This window comes from Mycobacterium sp. NGS45 (genome assembly GCF_059812645.1).
The window spans coordinates 120,866-138,948 of the sequence record NZ_JCALDB010000012.1 but is presented as its reverse complement, the minus strand read 5'-3'; the positions used below and the strand labels follow the sequence as shown (position 1 = coordinate 138,948).

The 18,083-nt window shown below is 68.4% G+C and carries 22 protein-coding genes and 1 tRNA gene; 6 read left to right on the top strand and 17 right to left on the bottom strand.

Going from position 1 to position 18,083, the window contains the following annotated elements; translation table 11 throughout:
• Positions 1-10: 10 nt before the first annotated feature.
• Genes AC5Y3P_RS13295 through AC5Y3P_RS13285 form a run of 3 tightly spaced genes read right to left on the bottom strand, consistent with a single transcriptional unit; the run spans position 11 to position 3,246 of the window.
• The gene (locus AC5Y3P_RS13295; RefSeq protein ID WP_500046365.1) at positions 11-1,240 is read right to left on the bottom strand and encodes a cytochrome P450; all 1,230 of its coding nucleotides are present in this window, start codon (positions 1,238-1,240) and stop codon (positions 11-13) included.
• A gap of 34 nt (positions 1,241-1,274) precedes the next feature.
• Positions 1,275-2,507: a tRNA guanosine(34) transglycosylase Tgt gene (tgt, locus tag AC5Y3P_RS13290; protein ID WP_500046364.1), complete on the bottom strand. Its 1,233-nt coding sequence runs from the start codon at positions 2,505-2,507 to the stop codon at positions 1,275-1,277.
• Position 2,508: 1 nt separating this feature from the next.
• The gene (locus AC5Y3P_RS13285) at positions 2,509-3,246 is read right to left on the bottom strand and encodes an HAD family hydrolase (protein WP_500046363.1); all 738 of its coding nucleotides are present in this window, start codon (positions 3,244-3,246) and stop codon (positions 2,509-2,511) included.
• 94 nt (positions 3,247-3,340) lie between these two features.
• On the opposite strand from AC5Y3P_RS13285, the gene AC5Y3P_RS13280 reads away from it, so the two are divergent.
• The 3 genes from AC5Y3P_RS13280 to AC5Y3P_RS13270 all read left to right on the top strand — a co-directional run bounded on the left by AC5Y3P_RS13280 (position 3,341) and on the right by AC5Y3P_RS13270 (position 4,967).
• Positions 3,341-3,850 (top strand): lipoprotein LpqH, encoded by a 510-nt coding sequence (locus tag AC5Y3P_RS13280; RefSeq protein WP_500046362.1) that lies wholly within the window; start codon positions 3,341-3,343, stop codon positions 3,848-3,850.
• 68 nt (positions 3,851-3,918) lie between these two features.
• Positions 3,919-4,356 carry a lipoprotein LpqH gene (locus AC5Y3P_RS13275; RefSeq protein ID WP_500046361.1) on the top strand — a complete coding sequence of 146 codons (438 nt, stop codon included), beginning with the start codon at positions 3,919-3,921 and terminating at the stop codon, positions 4,354-4,356.
• Between the two features lie 107 nt (positions 4,357-4,463).
• The gene (locus AC5Y3P_RS13270) at positions 4,464-4,967 is read left to right on the top strand and encodes a lipoprotein LpqH (RefSeq protein ID WP_500046360.1); all 504 of its coding nucleotides are present in this window, start codon (positions 4,464-4,466) and stop codon (positions 4,965-4,967) included.
• Between the two features lie 71 nt (positions 4,968-5,038).
• Here the strand turns inward: AC5Y3P_RS13270 and AC5Y3P_RS13265 are convergent, their stop codons facing one another.
• From AC5Y3P_RS13265 to AC5Y3P_RS13240, 6 genes are all read right to left on the bottom strand, one after another.
• Positions 5,039-5,506 (bottom strand): NUDIX hydrolase, encoded by a 468-nt coding sequence (locus tag AC5Y3P_RS13265; protein ID WP_500046359.1) that lies wholly within the window; start codon positions 5,504-5,506, stop codon positions 5,039-5,041.
• A 3-nt stretch (positions 5,507-5,509) separates the two neighbouring features.
• Positions 5,510-6,883: a WS/DGAT/MGAT family O-acyltransferase gene (locus AC5Y3P_RS13260; RefSeq protein ID WP_500046358.1), complete on the bottom strand. Its 1,374-nt coding sequence runs from the start codon at positions 6,881-6,883 to the stop codon at positions 5,510-5,512.
• Between the two features lie 101 nt (positions 6,884-6,984).
• Entirely contained in the window at positions 6,985-8,220 is a 1,236-nt protein-coding gene (locus AC5Y3P_RS13255; RefSeq protein WP_500046357.1) for a sulfotransferase family protein, read from the bottom strand.
• The gene (locus tag AC5Y3P_RS13250) at positions 8,217-9,296 is read right to left on the bottom strand and encodes a DUF1214 domain-containing protein (RefSeq protein ID WP_500046356.1); all 1,080 of its coding nucleotides are present in this window, start codon (positions 9,294-9,296) and stop codon (positions 8,217-8,219) included. Before AC5Y3P_RS13250 ends, AC5Y3P_RS13255 begins: the two co-directional genes overlap by 4 nt.
• Complete coding sequence (locus tag AC5Y3P_RS13245) at positions 9,293-9,898, bottom strand: TetR/AcrR family transcriptional regulator (protein ID WP_500046355.1); 606 nt, start codon at positions 9,896-9,898, stop codon at positions 9,293-9,295. The genes AC5Y3P_RS13250 and AC5Y3P_RS13245 overlap by 4 nt, the downstream gene beginning before the upstream one ends.
• 114 nt (positions 9,899-10,012) lie before the next feature.
• A tRNA-Ser gene (locus AC5Y3P_RS13240) sits at positions 10,013-10,103 on the bottom strand.
• A gap of 152 nt (positions 10,104-10,255) precedes the next feature.
• Between AC5Y3P_RS13240 and AC5Y3P_RS13235 the strand changes: the two genes are divergently transcribed.
• Positions 10,256-10,756, top strand: a complete 501-nt coding sequence (locus AC5Y3P_RS13235) for a hypothetical protein (protein WP_500046354.1) — start codon at positions 10,256-10,258, stop codon at positions 10,754-10,756.
• A gap of 127 nt (positions 10,757-10,883) precedes the next feature.
• Here the strand turns inward: AC5Y3P_RS13235 and AC5Y3P_RS13230 are convergent, their stop codons facing one another.
• Both AC5Y3P_RS13230 and AC5Y3P_RS13225 read right to left on the bottom strand, forming a co-directional pair.
• Complete coding sequence (locus tag AC5Y3P_RS13230) at positions 10,884-11,342, bottom strand: nucleoside deaminase (RefSeq protein ID WP_500046353.1); 459 nt, start codon at positions 11,340-11,342, stop codon at positions 10,884-10,886.
• Positions 11,339-11,854, bottom strand: a complete 516-nt coding sequence (locus AC5Y3P_RS13225; RefSeq protein WP_500046352.1) for a tRNA adenosine deaminase-associated protein — start codon at positions 11,852-11,854, stop codon at positions 11,339-11,341. Before AC5Y3P_RS13225 ends, AC5Y3P_RS13230 begins: the two co-directional genes overlap by 4 nt.
• A gap of 96 nt (positions 11,855-11,950) precedes the next feature.
• On the opposite strand from AC5Y3P_RS13225, the gene AC5Y3P_RS13220 reads away from it, so the two are divergent.
• On the top strand, positions 11,951-12,889 hold the full coding sequence (locus AC5Y3P_RS13220; protein ID WP_500046413.1) for a prephenate dehydrogenase: 939 nt from the start codon (positions 11,951-11,953) through the stop codon (positions 12,887-12,889).
• Here the strand turns inward: AC5Y3P_RS13220 and AC5Y3P_RS13215 are convergent.
• The 5 genes from AC5Y3P_RS13215 to AC5Y3P_RS13195 are packed head-to-tail and all read right to left on the bottom strand — an operon-like array spanning position 12,858 to position 16,957.
• Complete coding sequence (locus AC5Y3P_RS13215; RefSeq protein WP_500046351.1) at positions 12,858-13,451, bottom strand: putative glycolipid-binding domain-containing protein; 594 nt, start codon at positions 13,449-13,451, stop codon at positions 12,858-12,860. The genes AC5Y3P_RS13220 and AC5Y3P_RS13215 overlap by 32 nt on opposite strands.
• 4 nt (positions 13,452-13,455) lie before the next feature.
• Positions 13,456-14,223 carry an ABC transporter permease gene (locus AC5Y3P_RS13210; RefSeq protein ID WP_500046350.1) on the bottom strand — a complete coding sequence of 256 codons (768 nt, stop codon included), beginning with the start codon at positions 14,221-14,223 and terminating at the stop codon, positions 13,456-13,458.
• Positions 14,220-14,894, bottom strand: coding sequence for an ABC transporter permease (locus AC5Y3P_RS13205; protein WP_500046349.1), 675 nt, complete (start codon positions 14,892-14,894; stop codon positions 14,220-14,222). Before AC5Y3P_RS13205 ends, AC5Y3P_RS13210 begins: the two co-directional genes overlap by 4 nt.
• Positions 14,894-16,006, bottom strand: coding sequence for an ABC transporter ATP-binding protein (locus AC5Y3P_RS13200; RefSeq protein ID WP_500046348.1), 1,113 nt, complete (start codon positions 16,004-16,006; stop codon positions 14,894-14,896). The genes AC5Y3P_RS13205 and AC5Y3P_RS13200 overlap by 1 nt, the downstream gene beginning before the upstream one ends.
• Positions 16,007-16,957: an ABC transporter substrate-binding protein gene (locus AC5Y3P_RS13195; RefSeq protein WP_500046347.1), complete on the bottom strand. Its 951-nt coding sequence runs from the start codon at positions 16,955-16,957 to the stop codon at positions 16,007-16,009.
• A 140-nt stretch (positions 16,958-17,097) separates the two neighbouring features.
• On the opposite strand from AC5Y3P_RS13195, the gene AC5Y3P_RS13190 reads away from it, so the two are divergent.
• Entirely contained in the window at positions 17,098-17,433 is a 336-nt protein-coding gene (locus AC5Y3P_RS13190; RefSeq protein WP_500046346.1) for a LapA family protein, read from the top strand.
• Between the two features lie 19 nt (positions 17,434-17,452).
• Here AC5Y3P_RS13190 and AC5Y3P_RS13185 read toward each other — a convergent pair whose 3' ends face one another.
• On the bottom strand, positions 17,453-18,070 hold the full coding sequence (locus tag AC5Y3P_RS13185; RefSeq protein WP_500046345.1) for a histidine phosphatase family protein: 618 nt from the start codon (positions 18,068-18,070) through the stop codon (positions 17,453-17,455).
• Positions 18,071-18,083 lie beyond the last annotated feature (13 nt).

Here is an 18,083-nt window from a genome sequence, read left to right as displayed (position 1 = left end):
GATGATGCGGCTAGGCGCGGACCGGGAGGGCGGTCATGCCACGCAGGGTGACGTTGGGTTTGTAACTGGGCGCACCGTCGAGGCGGGCATTCGGGAAGCGAGCAGCCAACGCCGACAACGCGATCGAGGCCTCCAACCGGGCCAGTGGTGCGCCCAGACAGAAGTGCGGGCCCAGACCGAAGGCCAGGTGCCGGATCGCGCCACGGTTCGGGTCGAACTGCTCCGGGTTCTGGTACATCGCCGGATCCCGTTGCGCGCCGGCGAGCAGCAGCATCATGATCTCGCCCTTGGGCACCTGCGTGTCGTTGATCTGCATGTCCTCGGCCGCCGACCGGCTGACCAGTTGCACCGGCGGGTCATAGCGCAGCGTTTCCTCGATGATCGCCGACACCCGGGACGGGTCGGTGCTCAACGCCGCCCAGTATTCGGGGGCGCGCAGCATGGCCAGTACCGCATTGGCGATCAAGTTCACCGTGGTCTCGTGCCCGGCGATCAGCAGCAGGTTGCAGGTCGCGACGATCTCCTCGGCGCTGAGTTGATCACCGTCCTCCTCGGCCGCGATCAGCTCGGAGATCAGGTCCTGGCGCGGCTGTGCGCGCCGCTGCTCGACCAGATCCCGCAGGTAGCCGCGCAGCCAGTGCCCGGCCTGCATGCGTTCGTCGATGCCCTCGGAGGTCTCACCGGTGACGGTGCTGAACGGGTCGAGCGCCTGGGCCAGCAGCGCCGAGGCCCGGCTGAACTGCGGTTCGTCTTCCAGCGGTACGCCGAGCAGCCGGCAGATCACCGCGACCGGCAGCGGGTAGGCCAGGGCGGACACCACGTCGAAACCGGCCGGGTCGATCTCGGCCAGCAGTTCGTCGACCAACGCGACGATTTCGGGTTCGAGCGCCTTGACCACCTTGGGCGCGAACGCCTTTTGCGCCAGCTTGCGCAGCCGGGTGTGGTCGGGCGGGTCCAGGAACAAGAACCCGGGCGGCCCGAACGGCCGCACCGTCTGGCCGGCCTCGACGGCGCGCTGCGCCGCCGTCGACTTCAGCCGGTCGTTGGACGACGACGGGTGCCGCAGCACCGCATCACAGTCGGCGTAACCCGAGAACACCACCAGATTCATCTCCGGTAGCGCCACCGGCCCCAGGCCACGAATCTGGTTGTAGAGCGGATACGGGTTGGATCGCAGGTCCGGATCGAACATCCGCTGCAGCAGCTCGCCAGGCGCGGCCACCTCCGGTGCACCAGTCATGGTCACATTGTGCCTGCGCCGCGCGGCGTGCAGGTCAGCTGCGCACCGTGCTGCCGTAGTAGCGGCCCAGCACCTCTTGGCGCAGATCGTCGAAGCGGCCGGCCTGGATCGCGGCACGCATGTCATCGACCAACCGGATCACGAAGCGCTCGTTGTGGATCGTGCACAGCGTCGAGGCCAGCATCTCCTTGGCCTTGAACAAGTGGTGCACATAGGCCCGGGTGTAGTGCGCGCAGGTGTAGCAGTCGCATTCGGGATCGATCGGGGTGAAGTCCCGTTTGTACCGGGCGCCGGTGATGTTGTAGCGACCGTCCATCGAGTACACCGCGGCGTTGCGGGCCACCCGGGACGGCGAGACGCAGTCGAAGGTGTCCGCACCGGCGGCGACGGCGGCGAACAGGTCGTCGGGTTCGGAGATGCCCAGCAGATGCCGCGGTTTGTCGTCGGGCAGTTCGTCGATCACCCAGCCGACGATGGTGGCCAGGTTCTGTTTCTCCAGCGCGCCGCCGATCCCGTAGCCGGCGAATCCGGCGCCGTCGTCGTCGCGGATGCCGACCAGGCCGCGCGCCGATTCCCGGCGCAGGTCCTCGTACTGGGCGCCCTGAACCACACCAAACAACGCCTGCGCGGGTTTGTCCGGGCGGGACCGGGTCAGCCGGCGATGCTCGGCCACGCAGCGCACCGCCCAGGCCTGCGTGCGGCGCACCGAGGACTCCTGGTAGCTGCGGGTGTTGACCAGCGTGGTCAGTTCGTCGAACGCGAAGATGATGTCGGCGCCGAGGTGGTGCTGGATGTCCATCGACACCTCGGGGGTGAACCGGTGCGTGGAGCCGTCCAGGTGCGAGGTGAAGGTGACGCCGTCGTCGTCGACCCGGGCCAGCCGTTCCTTGCCGGCCGCGATGATGTCGTCGGCCTGCACCCGGTTGGCGTCCATCGCCAACACTTTGCGGAACCCGGCCCCCAGCGAGAGCACCTGGAACCCGCCGCTGTCGGTGAACGTCGGCCCGGGCCAGTTCATGAACGCACCCAGACCGCCGGCCTCGTCCACCACGTCGGGTCCCGGCTGCAGGTACAGGTGGTAAGCGTTGGCCAGAACTGCTTGCGCGCCAAGGGCAGCCACCGTTTCCGGCAGCACCGCCTTGACGGTGGCCTTGGTGCCGACCGGGATGAACGCCGGGGTCTCGATGTCGCCGTGCGGGGTGCGGATTATCCCGGTGCGTCCAAGCTGACCGGGCAGGTCAGCGCCCGGTGTGAAGAAGTCGACCACGTCAGGAATTCAACCCGATGCCGAACCTGCGCCGCCGGGCGCCGTCGGTACGCAGCACCGGCCAGCCCTCGGCCGCAGCGACGGCAGCCAACTTCGGCCGCGGGTTCACCGGCCGCGGATTGCCGACGGCCCGCAGCAGCGCCTCGTCCTCGTAGCCGTCGGCGTAGAAGTAGCTCTGCGCCAGATCCACCCCCTCGGCACTGCTGAACGACGTCACCGCGTCGGCTTTGCGGGCACCCCAGATGATGGGTGCGACGACGCCGCCGGTCAGATGTCCGCGGTGGTCGAGCTCGAAGTGGTTGCAGATCAGGTGTGCGATGTCCAGGGCGCGGGCGACCGGTTGCGCGTGGATGCTGAGCGCCGACGAACTGAGCACCACGGTGTGACCCGCTTCCTGGTGGGCGCGGACCAGGCTGACCATCGGCGGGCGCATCCGGGGCCTGACCTTGTCCCGGAACAGTTCCTCACACAGCGCTTCGAGTTCGAGCAGCGAGGCCCCGCGTAGATAACCGGCCGCCCGCACCAGCAACCGATCGAATTCGACCCAGCCCAGCCGGTAGCTGACGGCCGCCTCGGCGATGCCGGTCAGCTCGCCGAACTTGGCCTGACGGTTGCGGATTCGGTGCCGCGCGTGCGCGACCGGGGTGAAACCGTCGACCAGGGTGCCGTCCAGATCGAAGAATGCTCCCACGTCAGAGCCCGTTGGACCCGCGGCGATGTCGACGAGCGGATCAGTCATCGATAACTCGATCCCACCGCACCGAGTCTAGAGATGCCGCCCGACATCCGGTCAGTTCGGCCAGCGGGTTGCGGCGACCGGCCATACTCGAGCCATGCACCGTGCACTCATCATCGGCGCCGCCGCCGTCGCCGTCCTCGCTGCCTGCTCATCAAACGATCATGACTCGGCCGATCACCACGCCGATTCGCCCGCACCGGCCGACGCGTCGACCCCGGCGGCCCCGCCGGCCGGTGAAGACACCGCGGCCGCACCCGCACCCACCGGAACCGACCACATCAAGTTCGGGGACCGCGAGATCAGCGAAGTCAGCAACGTGACCTGCCAGGGTGACGGCACGCTGGTCACCATCTCTGTCGAATCGGATCCCAAGACCACGATCGTCGTCACCGACGGCGACGCCCCGTCGGTGCAGTCGATCAGCATCGGTGAGGCCGGTTCCGACCAACCGTCGCTGGTCTACATCGAGGGGCTCTCCGACACCCCGCAGGCCGCGCGGACCGGCAACACCTACACCCTGACCGGCACCGGGACCGGCACCACCGCCGAGGATCCGGTCAACCCGGTGCCGATGCCGTTCGACATCGCGGTGACCTGCCCGTAACCGCGGTCGACGCCGACCAATCGCACCAATCCCGGCCGGGTCCCCAGCCGCGCCGATAGATTCATGGTGTGCGGATTCAGATGTTGACGTGCGCTGCGGCGCTGCTGGCGGTGACGGCTGGGTGTTCGTCGGACTCCGAAGAGTCCGAGCCGCAACCCGGGACCTTGGTCTCGGGTACTGCGGTGATCACTGTCGACGACAAGCACCTCGGCGAGTTCCATTCGGTGCACTGCCACACCACCGGGGCATTGACCACGATCACCACCGGCGACGAGGAAGCCGGCGTCACCGCGTTGGTGTCGAACGCCGAGGGGTTGGCCGCCGAATCGGTGTCGCTGCGCAACCTCGGGTCGTTCACCGGCAGCTACAACCGTGGGTTGGGCGGCGAGGCTGAGGTGCGGATGACCGGCAAGACCTACGCCATCACCGGCGTCGCCGACGGATTCGCCACCGACAATCCCAGTTTCCGCACCACCGCCACCTTCGACATCAAGGTGGCCTGCTGAATACACCTGAGTTTGGGTAATTCTGCCCGCCGCCGCGCGTGCGCGCACGATACTGCCCTTCAGGTCTGTCAGCCTTGGCGGATCATCCACAGGCGAAGGAGATAGATGTGAAGCGTGCACTCGTTGTCGCCATCGGCGGTGCAGCCCTGGTGGTGGGTGGGCTGGCCGGCTGTTCCGACGATAAATCGGCATCAGAGCAGATCACTTCGGCAACCGAAGAGGCCAAGGATGCGGTGACGTCAGCCACCGACGCCGCCAAGGACGCCATCGACGGCAACCGGGTCAGCATCGACGGCGAAGACCAGGCCATCGAGGGCGACGTGGTGTGCACCAACATGGGCGGCAAGATCCAGATCGCGATCGGCAACGCCACCCAGGGCATCGGGGCGCAGGTCAGTGAGGGCGACAGCCCCACCGTGCACCAGGTCGGTCTGGGCAACGTCGACGGCACCGCGCTGGGGTACACCGAGGGCGCGCCCGGCGGGGAAGCCACCGCCACCAAGGACGGCGACACCTACACCATCACCGGCACCGCGACCGGCGTCGACCTGGCCAACCCGACGCAGCCGCTGACCAAGCCGTTCGAGATCAAGGTCACCTGCCCGGCCTGATCCCAGCCAGAAGATACGGCGACGCACTCGACCGAGTGCGTCGCCGTCTTTCGTTCCCGGTGCCGGTCGGCTCAGGACACCGGCAACTGCTCGAGCAGACGGTCCAGGAACGGCAACTGGCCGGCCAGCAGTTTGACCCGGGCCTGCTCGACCGGCAGCCACTCGACCCGATCGACCTCCGGGAACTCGGCGCGCTTGCCCGAGCGCGGCGGCCACTCCATCTCGAAGACGTTGCTGCGGGCCGCGGACACGTCCAGGTCGGCAGCGACGGCGAAGGCCGTCACCAGCTTTCCGCCGGCTTGCCGGACCTGCCCCAGCTCGAGCCGGTCGCCGTCGGGCACCTCGAGGCCGAGTTCCTCGCGGAACTCGCGGCGGGCCGCGAGCCACGGATCTTCGTCGGCGGCGTACTCACCCTTGGGGATGGACCACGCCCCGGCGTCCTTGCGCGCCCAGAACGGGCCGCCCGGGTGCGCGATCAGGACTTCGACGCCGGTGGGTGCGCGACGGAACAACAACACCCCGGCGCTGAGTTTGGCCACTGCTCAGCTGCCGACGGCGCGTTCGAGGTCGGCCAGCGAATCCTCCAGGTGCCCCAGCAGACGCTGCAGGTGCGGCACGCTGCGGCGGCAGCCGGTGAGCCCGAAGTCGAGCTGGTCGCCGTTGCTGACCAGGGTGATGTTGAGCGCCTGACCGTCCAGCACAATCGACAGCGGATAGTTGCCGTCCAACCGGGCGCCCTTGAAGTACATCGGTTGCCGTGGCCCGGGCACGTTCGAGATCACGATGTTGAATGGCGGCGGGGTGCCACCGACGAAGCCGGGCACCCCACCCAGGGCCAGCGGCGCGATCATTATCGCCGACAGCGCCAACGCCTGCAGCTTGGGCAACTCGGAGAACACCTGCTTGTTGCCGCGCATCGACTCGCTGATGATGCCGAGGCGCACCTCGGCATCCTCGACGTCGGTGGCCAGGTTGCACAGGATCGCGCCGACCTGATTGCCGCCGGCGTGCGCGTCGGCTTCCGAACGCATACTCACCGGCACCATGGCGATCAGCGGGGTTTCCGGCAGCGCGTCCCGCTCGATCAGGTAGGCCCGCAACGCGCCCGCGCACATCGCCAAGATGACGTCGTTGATCGTGCTGGCCGAGGCCTGCTTGACCCGTTTGATCCGGTCCAGCGGCCAGGATTGCGCGGCGACCCGGCGGGCCCCGCCGATCTTGACATTGAACATGGTCTTGGGCGCTTGGAACGGCAGGGTGAGCTGCTGTTCGAGCAACGCCTTACGGGCCAGCAGCAGCGTCGACGGCGCCAACCCGACCATCGACCCGGCGGTGCCGGTCGCGGTCTGCCACAACCGCTGGGCGGCCGAGCTGCTGGGCGCCGAACGGGTGCGTTTCTTGGGCGGCAGCGCCCACGGCACCCGCACCTCGGTGTCGGCGGGGTCGGTGGACAGCGACCGTTCGGTCAGTTTGAGCGCCGAAATCCCGTCGATCAGGGAGTGGTGCATCTTCGAGTACACCGCGAACCGGCCGTCGTCGAGTCCCTCGATCAGATGCATCTCCCACAGCGGGCGGTGCCGGTCGAGCAGGGTTCCGTGCAGCCGGGAGGTCAGCTCCAGCAGGTCGCGCACCCGGCCCGGCCGCGGCAGCGCAGAGCGACGCAGGTGGTAGTCGACGTCGATGTCGTCGTCGATGCTCCAGCCGATGTTGGCGATACCGCCCAGCACGGTGGCCGGGTGCTTGCGGAAGGTGGGTTGGATGTCGGTGACGGCGACGACGTCGTCGTAGAGTTCGCGCACGAAGTCCGCGCCGGCGTCGGCGGGCGGCTGGTAGAGCTGTAGCCCGCCCACGTGCATCGGATGCTCGCGGCTCTCACCGGCGAGGAAGATCAAATCGGTGGGCGAAATCAACTCCATGCGCTCTTCATACCCGCAGGCCCGGCTTCCCGCCGCAAAGCCGCTTCTTTGCGCGCTACCGCTGCGGCGCGCGGCGTCGGTTTTCCGGGTTCTCGACGTCCTCAGCAGAACCGTTCGCGGTAGCCGCCCAGACGCTTGGCGACCTCATCGACGTCGAGGCCCAGCGCGACCGGGTCGTAGTCGACCCCGCCGTGCCGGCCGCGCGGGTGCTCGGCGAGGAAGGCCCGCATGGCCCGGCGTACCTCGTCGTCAAACGGTTGGCCGGCCAGCTCGTAGATGCGACGCAGGGTGCCTTCCTCGTCGGACATGAAATCGTCGAACCGGATGTCGATGGACTGGTCGGCCGGCAGCGCATCGCGGTCGGTCAGGCATCCGTTCAGCAGATCTTCGGCGCGGCCCAGCCAGTAGCGGGTCAGCTTGACCGGGTCGGGCCGGGCAGCGGCCATCCGGGCGGCGTAGCTGATCATCGTGGTCATCGAGGCCACGACGTCGACCGGGTCGCGGTGGGTCACGACGAACGTGGCGTCCGGGAAGGTCTTCGCCAGCAGCGGAAACTGCTCGAGGTGCTGCGGGGACTTCAGCACCCACCGGGAGCCGCCGCGCAGGTATTGCAGCGCCTGCAGGCTGCGTTTCAGGTACGCATAGGACGGTGTCTGGTCATGCGTCTTGTAGTGCTCGGCGAAACTTGGTACGTAGTAGGTGGTTTCGAACAGCATGCCGGAGATGTCGTTGGCCAACAGCTGGATCTCCTCGTGCGCGTGCTCGACGGTCATGTCGTGCATGCGTTTGAATTCCGGCATGGTGGCTTCGATCAGCGCCAGCCCGGCTGCGCAGCGCTGCCGGCGCGGCTCGGGGTCTTGCTCATCGGGCGCCGGGAACGGTTCCAGGCTCTCCCAGTAGGGCAGGTGCCGCAGCGCCGGGTCGGCCGCCAGCAGGTTGTGCAGGTGGGTGGTGCCGGTGCGGGGTAGCCCGCAGATGATGATCGGCCGGTCGATGGTTTCGTCTTCGATCTCCGGGTGTTCGATCAGCAAGGCCTGCAGCCGAAATCGGTTGACCAGGTTGCCGACCAGCTGTTCGAACACCACCGCGACGCCGGTGTCGGACAGGCCGGCCTCCTCGCGCAGCGCGGTGCACAGCACGTCCAGGCGTTCGCCGAAGCACGGGTCCTCGGCGTCGGTGAGGCCGGTGCGTTCGGTCGCTGCGGCCAGCAGCGCAGCCGGGGTCAGTTCGAGTTGGGATCCGTAGCCGGCCAACCCGTCGCGCAGGGCTTGGGATTCGGGCGGATAACTCGGATTGGCCAAGTCCTGCAGGCGGATTGACGCCGGGCGCGCGCTCACTGCGCACCTGCTTCGGCGATGCCGACGACCCGGCAGGTCGGTTGTTGTGGGGTGGCGTCCGGCAGGAACCAGCGCAACCAGATCAGCCCGGCGCCGCGGCCGGCGGTCGACACCCAGTTCGGGTGACCCGGATCGGTGTCGCTGATCACGATCCGCCAGGAACCGTCCGGCTGGTAGCGCACCTGGGAACCGTTGATGGTGACCCGCTCATAGGTGTAGTCGTAGGTGTGCAGGAACGGGTTCCACAGGCACAGGTTCCAGAACGCGCACGGCGGGGAGGTGCCCTCGACGATCAGGGCCTGGCCCGGTTCCAGCGCGTAGGCGCCCATGGCGTAGGCGGCGTCGGCGGCCGACCAACCGTAGGCATGTTCGGGTACCGGGAACGGTTCCAGGATCTGGTTGGGTGGGTCGATCCGGGTGGGCAGGAACGAAACCTGTTCACGTAGCCAGAGTTTGGCGGCGTTCAGGCGTTTGGTCAGATCGGCGCTGCTGTCGGCGCGGCGGGCCGGCCGGTCCACGGCCTCGATCTTCCAGTGCGGCCGGCGGGCGGTGACCGGATCGTCGAGATAGTCACGGGTCAAGGCGAACTCGGCGTCCGGCGTCAATTCCAGCCAGCTGCCGCTTCCGGGGTTGGTGGGGCCGAGGGTGAATTCGAAGTTGCCGTCGGCGTCGAAGTCCAGGGTGCGGTCGTTGACGGTGCCGACGATCCGGTTGCTGTACGCGCCGCCGCCGGGGCCGCCGTAGACCGTCATGGACAGATAGACCGCGTCGCCGCGGTTTCCGCTAATCTTGTAGGTGCGGGCCGGATCCACCGGTGCCAGCTGATAGTAGGCATCCGAATTGTCGCCGCCCCATTTCAGGTAGGGGCTGATCAGGTCGACCAGGATCGGGTTGTCGGCGTCACCCCACACGTAGGCGTCGGTGGCCACCCGCAGCAGGCTCAGCGCCAGCCGGTAGCCGTCGAGCAGGTCGGGCTCGGCCAGCGGCGGATCGGTGGTGAGCAGTTTGCGTTCGACGGCCCGCACCTCGTCCAGCAGTTCGTTGAACGCTTGGGACAGTGGAGTGGTCTCGGTCATGACGGGGTGCCCTTTCGTCGGGTGTTGCGACCGGCGCCGTCGAGCACCAGGGCGCACAGTCGGTCGGTGACGTCGTCGTGGTCGTCCTCACCGCGTTGGGCGAGATAGAAAGCGGTGCCGATCAGGGTCTGGTAGAGCATCTCGACGTCGACGTCGGCGCGCACTGCCCGCTGCGCGATGCCGGCACGCACCAGTTCGGCGAAACCGGAGGCGGTGCGCTCGTCGAGCAGCTGCTGGGTCCGGATGCTCAATTCCGGGTCGCGGTGGCGTTCGGCCAGGATCCCCAGCGCCGCGGCCTCGACGACCGGGTCACTCCAGAACTGCAGCGCTGCCTGTACGAACTTGCGCAGCGCGGAGTCGAAATCGCCTGATGGATCAGGGAGTTCGACGTGCTGCGCGGCACCGAACGCGGCGTCGAACACGATGTGCGCCTTGGACGGCCAGCGCCGGTACACCGTCGGGCGACTGACACCCGCTTCCCGCGCGATCTGTTCGATGGACAACTGTTCGTAGCCGTCGCGTTCCAGCAGCCGTCGGGTGGCGGCCATGATCGCGTGCTGCGCGCGCGGGTCCCGCGGGCGGCCACGCTCGATGCCGGACACGGAGCATATCGTTACAGGTTGTAACGATATTGCGCAGGCTTTCTGCTGAAACGGTGCCCTCTAGGGCCCGCCACGAAAAAGCCCACCACCTGAGAGAACAGGCGATGGGCTTTATGGCGGTGGCGGAGGGATTTGAACCCTCGGACGGGGGTTACCCGTCACACGCTTTCGAGGCGTGCTCCTTAGGCCGCTCGGACACGCCACCGTGTGGCAGCTTACCGGGGACTGGCTTCTGGCCATAATTGCCGGGCTGGGGTGGACGGACCGCCCGGGTCGTGAGCCATGACTTGTGAACGTCTTCACTCGGGAAATGCGTCCTCAAGTCACGGTTCACGAGAGACCAGGGACGAAAGGCGAATGCCAGTGTTCAAGAAGGTGCTCACCGTAGGCGCAGTACTCACCGGCATCGCCGCCGCTGTGCTGACCTTCCTACCCTGGATCAACCTGGACGAGATCGGCCTCACGCTGAAGTGGACCGGACTTGGTTGGGCTGTCGGCCCGCACGCCGCGCACTACAACTCGGTGCTGGAAGGCGCCACCAATTCAGCACCTGGCTGGATCGTCTTGCTCACCTCGATTGCAGCTGCCGTGGCGGCGGCGGTCGGCCTGCGGTGGCGTCTCGGCAGCGTGGTTGCGGTGGTCTTCTCGGCGATCGGCTTCGTCACCGCGCTGATCTGCGTCGCGTACCCGGGGTTCGTGCTGGGCGGGTTCAAGGAACTGGCCGGTGCAGCATCCGTCCCGGACCGCATGTTCGTCGACAACTCGATTCTGGTCACGTTAGCCGTGCTGACCGGTGTTCAACTGGTGATCACCCTGCTTATCGCCGTCCGATCGACCCGCCCGGTTCGTGAACCGTGAATTGTTAACGCCTCCACTCGGGAAATGCGTTCACAATTAACGGTTCACGACGGAGGTGGGCCTGGTTTCCGGGGCTACGACGGAGGTGGGCCTGGTTTCTGCGGTTCTCGACGGAGGTGGGCCCGGCTCAGCGCTGGCGGGCGAAGAAGTCCTCGAGCAGCCCTGCGCACTCCTCGGCCAGCACCCCGCCGACCACCTGCGGGCGGTGGTTGAGCCGACGGTCCCGCACCACGTCCCACAGCGAACCCACCGCACCGGTCTTGGGTTCCCACGCCCCGAATACCACCCGCGCCACCCGAGCCAACACCAGCGCACCCGCACACATCGTGCACGGCTCGACGGTCACGGCCAGCGTCGCGCCCTCCAGCCGCCAGCCGTCCCCGTACACCCGCGCGGCCTCGCGCAGGGCCAGGATCTCGGCGTGTGCGGTCGGATCACCCAGGGCTTCTCGCGCGTTGGCGGCCCGGGCCAGCTCCACCCCGTCGGGGTCGACCACTACGGCCCCGATCGGCACATCCCGCGGACCCACCGAGCCGGCAACCGAAAGCGCAGCGCGGATCAGCGCCTCATCGTCAGGCCGGCTCACCGATCGAGCTTGTCGAGTACCGTCGCGAGTTCGTCGCCGAAACCCATCTCCCCGGCGATCCGGACGATCTGCTCGTCGGCGTAGAGCTCGTCGTCGCCGAGGATCACCTGCAGCACGTCCTCGTGCAGACCCAGGTCGGACAGCACTCCCAGGTCGCCCTCCTCGAACGGGTCGGCATCCTCGAGCTCATCGTCATCGATGTCGGCGTCCAGATGCTCGAGTGCTTCGGCGGCGATGTCGTAGTCCAGGGCCGCTGTCGCGTCCGACAGCAACAACCTGGTCCCCGACGGTGCCGGCCGCACGATCAGGAAGAACTCGTCGTCGATGTCGAGCAGCCCGAAGACCGCGCCGGCGCTGCGCAACTCACGCAGCTCGGTCTCGGCGGCCGCCAGGCTGCGCAACGCGGCACGCCGCAACGCCGTGCAGCGCCACTTGCCGTCCTCACGCACCACCGCCACACCGAAACCGTCGAACGCCTCGGCGTCGGACGCGGAGGCCCGCTGTACTCCCATGGCCGCATACGGTAGTCCCCGATATGCCCCGTTGACCAGGTAATTGGATGGCGCCCGATGCAGATGTGCCAACCTTGGACCGTGACACGAAGACCGGTGTGCGTGCTGGGCTTGGGGCTGATCGGGGGTTCGCTGCTGCGGGCCGCCGTCGCCGCAGGCCGGGAGGCGTTCGGCTACAACCGTTCGGTCGACGGCGCCCAGTCCGCCAGCGCCGACGGTTTCGACGCGTCCACCGATCTGACCGCGGTGTTGCAGCGCGCCGCGCAGACCCAGGCGCTGATCGTGCTGGCCGTTCCGATGTTCGCGCTGCCCGCTCTGCTGGAGCGGATCGCGGCCACCGCGCCGGACAATCCGCTGACCGACGTGGTCAGCGTGAAAGGCGCGGTGCGCGACGCCGTGCAGGCCGCGGGCCTGCTGCCGCGGTTCGTCGGCGGGCACCCGATGACCGGCACCGCGCATTCGGGTTGGGCGGCCGGCGATGCCCGGCTGTTCTCCCGGGCGCCCTGGGTGCTGATGGTCGACGACCACGTCGACCCACACATCTGGTTCGACGTGATGACGCTGGCCCTGGAGTGCGGTTCGTTCGTGGTGCCGGCGGTCTCTGACGAGCACGACGCCGCCGCAGCCGCCATCTCGCACCTGCCGCATCTGGTCGCCGAGGCGATGGCGATCACCGCCGGCGAAGTGCCGTTGGCGTTCGCGCTGGCGGCGGGGTCGTTCCGGGACGGCACCCGGGTGGCCGCCACCGCGCCCGAGTTGGTGCGGGCGATGTGCGAGGCCAACAGCACCGACCTGCTGATCATGTTGGATCGCACGCTGGAACTGCTCACCGCGGCGCGGCGCACCCTGGTCGACGACGGCAATGTGGCCGATCTGGTCGACGAGGGGCACGCGGCGCGCACCCGCTACGACAGCTTCTCCCGGCCGGAGATCTTGACGGTGCGGATCGGCGAAACGGACTGGCGCGCCGAGCTGGCCGCCGCCGGGCGGGCCGGCGGCGTGATCAGATCCGCGTTGCCAGGCCCGGATAGTTGAGGATGAACCCGTCGGCGTCCACGGTGATCGTGGTGTCGGCCACCGGCGACTGCAGCTTGATGCCGCCGGCCGTGCTGGCGTAGCCGATCGTGACCGGCTCGACCACCAGGTCCGGCAACCGCACGTAGACGACCGGCAGCATCACCGAATCGGTGCGGTGGTACAGCTCGGTGCGCCGGATCGGCAGCGCGTTGAAGAACGGGCTGAACACCACGTCGACGTCCAACGCGCCGTCGTAGGCGGCCCGCGAGGTCTGCCCGCCGCCGGCCTGCACCAACCACATGTTCTCTTCGTCCCGGGCGATCGAGAGTTGACGTTCCCGGTCGGCCGCGGTCAGCGACATCGACAACCGTTTGGTGGCCCCGGATTCGTCGGTGACCAGGTCATAGGAGGCGCTGAACGCCGGGGCGTCCGGGGTGGCGGCCGACACGATCCGGCCGTGCGCCTTGATCCGGTTGCCGGACAACTGCACCCGCACCGACTCCATCCGCGGCAAGTCATGTCCCCGCCAGGTCAGGACCGCGGGCCACTCGTTGCTGGTCGGAGCTTTGGCTGCACTCACGGGTCTACCGTAAGCGACGCGCTCGTGGCCTCGCAGTCCGGTTGGGTAGATCGGCGGCCAGCGCCACTTCGTCGTCGAGCAGCGGTTGCGGCAACCTGCGTCCCGAGCCGGGCAGCCGGCCGGTGCCGGGAGCCGACAACCACACCGCGTAGGCCAGTACCGCGTCCAGCAGCAGCGCCAACAGGGTCACCAGCAGCGCGCCGACCAGCGCGATGTGGAACTGACGCACTTTGATGCCGTCGATCAGGTAGCGGCCCAGCCCGCCCAGGCTGGCGTAGGCGGCCACGGTCGCAGTCGCCACGATCTGCAGCGTCGCGGTGCGCAACCCACCCAGGATCAGCGGCGCCGCGTTGGGCGTCTCGACCCGGATCAGGATCCGGGTTTCGGTCATGCCCATGGCGCGGGCCGCGTCGACCACGCCCCGGTCGACGTTGGCGATCCCGGAGTAGGTGCCGGCCAGCAGCGGTGGGATGCCCAGCAGCATCAGCGCCACGGTCGGCGGGATCAGACCCAGGCCCCAGAGCAGCACGCCGAGCAGCAGCACCCCGAGGGTGGGCAGCGCGCGCAGCGCGTTGACCCCGGTGACGACCAGCAGCGTGCCGCGACCGGTGTGCCCGATCAGCATGCCCAGCGGGATCGCGATCAACGCCGAGCAGGCCAGCGCCAGCACGGTGTACTGCAGGTGCTCGAGGATCCGTGCGGTCAGCCCGGCCGGGCCGGCCCAGTTGGCGGCGGTGAAGATGTAGGACAGCGCCTGCTGCAGGAAGTTCATGCCGCCGCCCCGAACCGGCCGATCAGGCCCGCGGGTTGGCCGGCCCGCGCCCACGGTGTCAACACTCGGCCGGCCAGCATGATCAGCAGGTCCACCACGATCGCCAGCACGAAGATCGCGATGATGCCGGCGATGATCTGACTGCTCTTGTCGGCCTGGTAGCCCTCGGTGAACCAGGTACCCAGCCCGCCGATCCCGATCACCGAACCCACCGCCACCATCGAGATGTTCGTCACGGCCACCACCCGAAGACTCGCGATCAGCACCGGAAGCGCCAGCGGCAGTTCGACTTTGAGCATCCGGACCAGTGGGCGATAGCCGACCGCGGTGGCCGCGTCGCGCACCGCGGCCGGCACCGCGTCCAGCGCCTCGGGGACCGCGCGCACCAGCAGTGCGACGGTGTAGAGGGTGAGCGCGACGATCACGTTGGCTTCGTCGAGGATCCGGGTCGGGATGATCAGCGGCAGCACCACGAACAACGCCAGCGACGGGATGGTGAACACGATGCTGGCGGTCACCGTGCTGATCCGGCGCCAGAACGTGCTGCGCTGCACCCAGGCCCCCAGCGGCACCGCGATCAGCAACCCCACCACGATCGGGATCAGCGACAGCCGCAGGTGGATCACGGTCAACGCCCATGCGCTGTCCAGATGGGTCAGCAGGTAGCGCATCAACTGCTCCGCGGACGCGCGTCGCGTTGCCGGTCCAGCGCGGCCAGCACGTCTTCAGCGCGAATCCCGCCCAGCACGCGGCCGTCGTCGTCGACCGCGACACCCAACCCGGACGGAGAACTCAGCGCGGCATCCAGCGCCACCCGCAGCGACCCGCCGGGCCGGAACAGCGACCCGCCGGCGATGCTGGAGTCATACCGGGACCGGCCGTCGCGATGCAGCGCCAGCCCGGCGGCGTCGATCCAGCCGTACGGGCTGCCGTCCGGGTCGATCAGCAGCGCCCACTGGCCCGCTTCGAGCTGCATGGCGTCCAGTTCGGTCTCGGTGACCCATCGGATTTCGTGCAGCGGCAGATCGGTGCCGCCGAAGAACTGCAGCCCGCGGTAGCCACGGTCGGCGCCGACGAACCCGGCGACGAAGTCGTCGGCCGGGTTGGACAGCAGCCGCGCCGGTGGGTCGTATTGGCGCAGCACCCCGCCGGGGCCGAACACCGCGACCAGGTCGGCGAGTTTGACCGCCTCGTCGATGTCGTGCGTGACGAACACGATGGTCTTGTGCAGTTCGGCTTGCAGTCGCAGGATCTCGGCTTGCAGTTCGTCACGTACCACCGGGTCGACCGCGCTGAACGGCTCGTCCATCAGCAGGATCGGCGGGTCGGCCGCCAAGGCCCGGGCCACCCCGACGCGTTGCTGTTGCCCTCCGGACAGTTGCGCCGGATAGCGGTGCGCCAGTTTGGGATCCAGACCCACCCGTTCCAGTACGCCGTAGGCGGCCTTGCGGGCCGCTCGTCGGGACTGGCCGCGCAGCACCGGGACCGTCGCGACGTTGTCGATCACCCGCTGATGCGGCATCAGCCCGGCGCTTTGGATCACGTAACCGATGCCCAGCCGCAGCTTGACCGGATCCACCTCGGCGACGTCGCGGCCGTCGACCGTCAGGCGCCCGGCGCTGGGGTCGATCATCCGGTTGATCATCCGCATCGAGGTGGTCTTGCCGCAGCCGGACGGGCCGACGAACGCGGCCAACTTGCCTTCCGGAACTTCCAGCGTCAATTGGTCGACGGCCACCGTGCCATCGTCGTAGCGCTTGCTGACGTCGTCGAAGCAGATCATCTAGCCGCCGATCGGTTTGTCGAAGCCGTTGTCCTGCACCCACTTCCGCGCTGCCTCGTCCGGGTCCACGCCGTCGTTGCCGGACACCGCGGTGTTCAGCGCGATCAGGTCCTCGGTGCTCAACGTTGCCGACACCGCGTCCAGCACGGTCTTGATGGCCTGCGAACGCTTCTGCGAGCTCAGCACCGGAACCACGTTGGCGGCCGGGAAGTTGCGCTTCGGGTCGGCCAGCACCACCAGATCGTTCTGCGCGATCGCCGGTGAGGTGCTGAAGATGTTGGCCGCGGTGACCCGGCCGTCGACCAGGGCGCGCACGGTGGCCGGGCCGCCGCCGTCGCTGATCGCGATGAAGTTGTGCGGCGCGATGTGCAGCCCGTAGTTGGCCGCCAGCCCGGGCAGTCCCTCGGTGCGGCTGGCGAACTCCGAGGGCGCACCGAGCTTGACCTCGGCCGAATGTGCGGCCAGATCGGCGATGCTGGTCAGGTTCCAGTTGCGTGCGGTCTCGGCGGTGACCGCGACGGTGTCGATGTCCTCGGCCGGCGACGGCGTGAGCATCGTCAGATCACCCGGCAGCGCCCGATGCAGCGCGAGTTCGACGTCGTCGGGTTGGGTCGCCTCGGCCGCCGGATCGAAGTAGTTGAGCAGATTGCCGGTGTATTCCGGCACCAGGTCGATCGAGTGATCTTGCAGTGCCGGGATGTAGGTTTCCCGGCTGCCGATGCCGAATTGCCGGCCGACGGTGAAGCCGTTGGCCTCCAGGGCCTGCGCGTAGATCTCGGCGATGATCTTCGATTCCGGGAAGTCCGCGGACCCGACGACCACGGTCTTCAGATCACCCGAGATGGTGCCGCCGCCGAGCGGATTGGAACTGCCGCAGGCGGCGGCAGCCAGCGCGACCGCCGCGCACACGGCCAGCAGCAGCCGCCGCGCATGACTGCGTGGCCTGGTCATCTGTCGACCCTAACCGGGCCTGCGGCCGCGCACCCGGATTCGCTGCGGCGTGCTGGTAAACCGCATATTCCGAGGTATCCGGATGCCGACGCTCCGCGTGGGTGATTGCGTCGGCGCCGGAAACGGCGCAGATTGGGATCATGAGCAGCGAACCATCCGTGCCCGCACCGTCCGATCCCCCGGCCGATCACCCGACATCCCACGCGCAGGACCCCGACATCGGCTTGACCCGAGCCGGCGCGCTGTGGACCGCGCTGATCCTCGGTTTCCTGCTTCTCATCGTGCTGCTGATCTTCATCCTGCAGAACTGGCACCCGGCCCGGATCGCCTTCCTGAGCTGGGAGCAGGAACTGCCGGTGGGGATTGCGCTGCTGTTCGCGGCTGTGGCCGGTGGTCTGCTCACCGTCGCGGTCGGCGCGGTCCGGATGGTCCAGTTGCGCCGGGCCGCCAAGCGGTCGGCGAAAGCCCTGCGCTGACTCGTCCGGTCCGGCAATCCTACGGAGTGATCTGGCGCTGGTTGCGCGGCAGCAAGTCCCACACGTGCTCACTGCCGTTGACGCTCACCACGCTGGCCGCGCCGGTGCGCGAGAACAGTACCCGGGTCACCGACGCGTAGTCGATCGGAAACGACAGCAACCGCTCGGTGCCGAGGATCTGATGTAGCACCACGTTGATCACCCCACCGTGGCTGAACGTCGCCACGGTCTGGTCGTGCGGGGTGTCCGCCACGATGTCGGCCAACGCCGCCTGGATCCGGGCGCGGAAGGCGTATTCATCCACGCCGGCCGGCAGCCGGCCCTGCGACATCCGGGACCAGTCCTCGGGCCGCTCGGCGCGCAGGTCCTCCAGCGGGACGTAGCCGGCCATCTCCCGGTCGTACTCGGCGAGGCGTTCGTCGACGTCGACGTCGAGGCCGAGGGCGGCGGCCACCGGTGCCGCGGTCTGCACGGCGCGCCGCTGCGGGCTGCTGATCAGCCGGGCCAGCGGAAACCGTTCCAGCGCCTCGGGCAGCCGACGTGCCTGTTCCCAGCCCTGCGGGGCCAATTCCGGGTCTGATCCCGCCCCGTGCGCGCTGCGGTGCGGCAGCGCATGCCGGATCAGCAGCAGTTGCATGGTGTGGTTCCTC

Excerpts from the sequence above, each read along its gene's own strand:
- AC5Y3P_RS13260 (WP_500046358.1), bottom strand. The coding sequence starts at position 6,883 with ATGGAGTTGATTTCGCCCACCGATTTGATCTTCCTCGCCGGTGAGAGC.
- AC5Y3P_RS13205 (WP_500046349.1), bottom strand. The coding sequence starts at position 14,894 with ATGCGCTACCTGCTGACCCATCTGGACAGCGCATGGGCGTTGACCGTG.
- AC5Y3P_RS13280 (WP_500046362.1), top strand. The coding sequence starts at position 3,341 with ATGCACCGTGCACTCATCATCGGCGCCGCCGCCGTCGCCGTCCTCGCT.
- AC5Y3P_RS13250 (WP_500046356.1), bottom strand. The coding sequence starts at position 9,296 with ATGACCGAGACCACTCCACTGTCCCAAGCGTTCAACGAACTGCTGGAC.
- AC5Y3P_RS13225 (WP_500046352.1), bottom strand. The coding sequence starts at position 11,854 with ATGGGAGTACAGCGGGCCTCCGCGTCCGACGCCGAGGCGTTCGACGGT.
- AC5Y3P_RS13210 (WP_500046350.1), bottom strand. The coding sequence starts at position 14,223 with ATGAACTTCCTGCAGCAGGCGCTGTCCTACATCTTCACCGCCGCCAAC.
- AC5Y3P_RS13195 (WP_500046347.1), bottom strand. The coding sequence starts at position 16,957 with ATGACCAGGCCACGCAGTCATGCGCGGCGGCTGCTGCTGGCCGTGTGC.
- AC5Y3P_RS13190 (WP_500046346.1), top strand. The coding sequence starts at position 17,098 with ATGAGCAGCGAACCATCCGTGCCCGCACCGTCCGATCCCCCGGCCGAT.
- AC5Y3P_RS13295 (WP_500046365.1), bottom strand. The coding sequence starts at position 1,240 with ATGACTGGTGCACCGGAGGTGGCCGCGCCTGGCGAGCTGCTGCAGCGG.
- AC5Y3P_RS13285 (WP_500046363.1), bottom strand. The coding sequence starts at position 3,246 with ATGACTGATCCGCTCGTCGACATCGCCGCGGGTCCAACGGGCTCTGAC.
- AC5Y3P_RS13185 (WP_500046345.1), bottom strand. The coding sequence starts at position 18,070 with ATGCAACTGCTGCTGATCCGGCATGCGCTGCCGCACCGCAGCGCGCAC.
- AC5Y3P_RS13200 (WP_500046348.1), bottom strand. The coding sequence starts at position 16,006 with ATGATCTGCTTCGACGACGTCAGCAAGCGCTACGACGATGGCACGGTG.
- AC5Y3P_RS13235 (WP_500046354.1), top strand. The coding sequence starts at position 10,256 with ATGCCAGTGTTCAAGAAGGTGCTCACCGTAGGCGCAGTACTCACCGGC.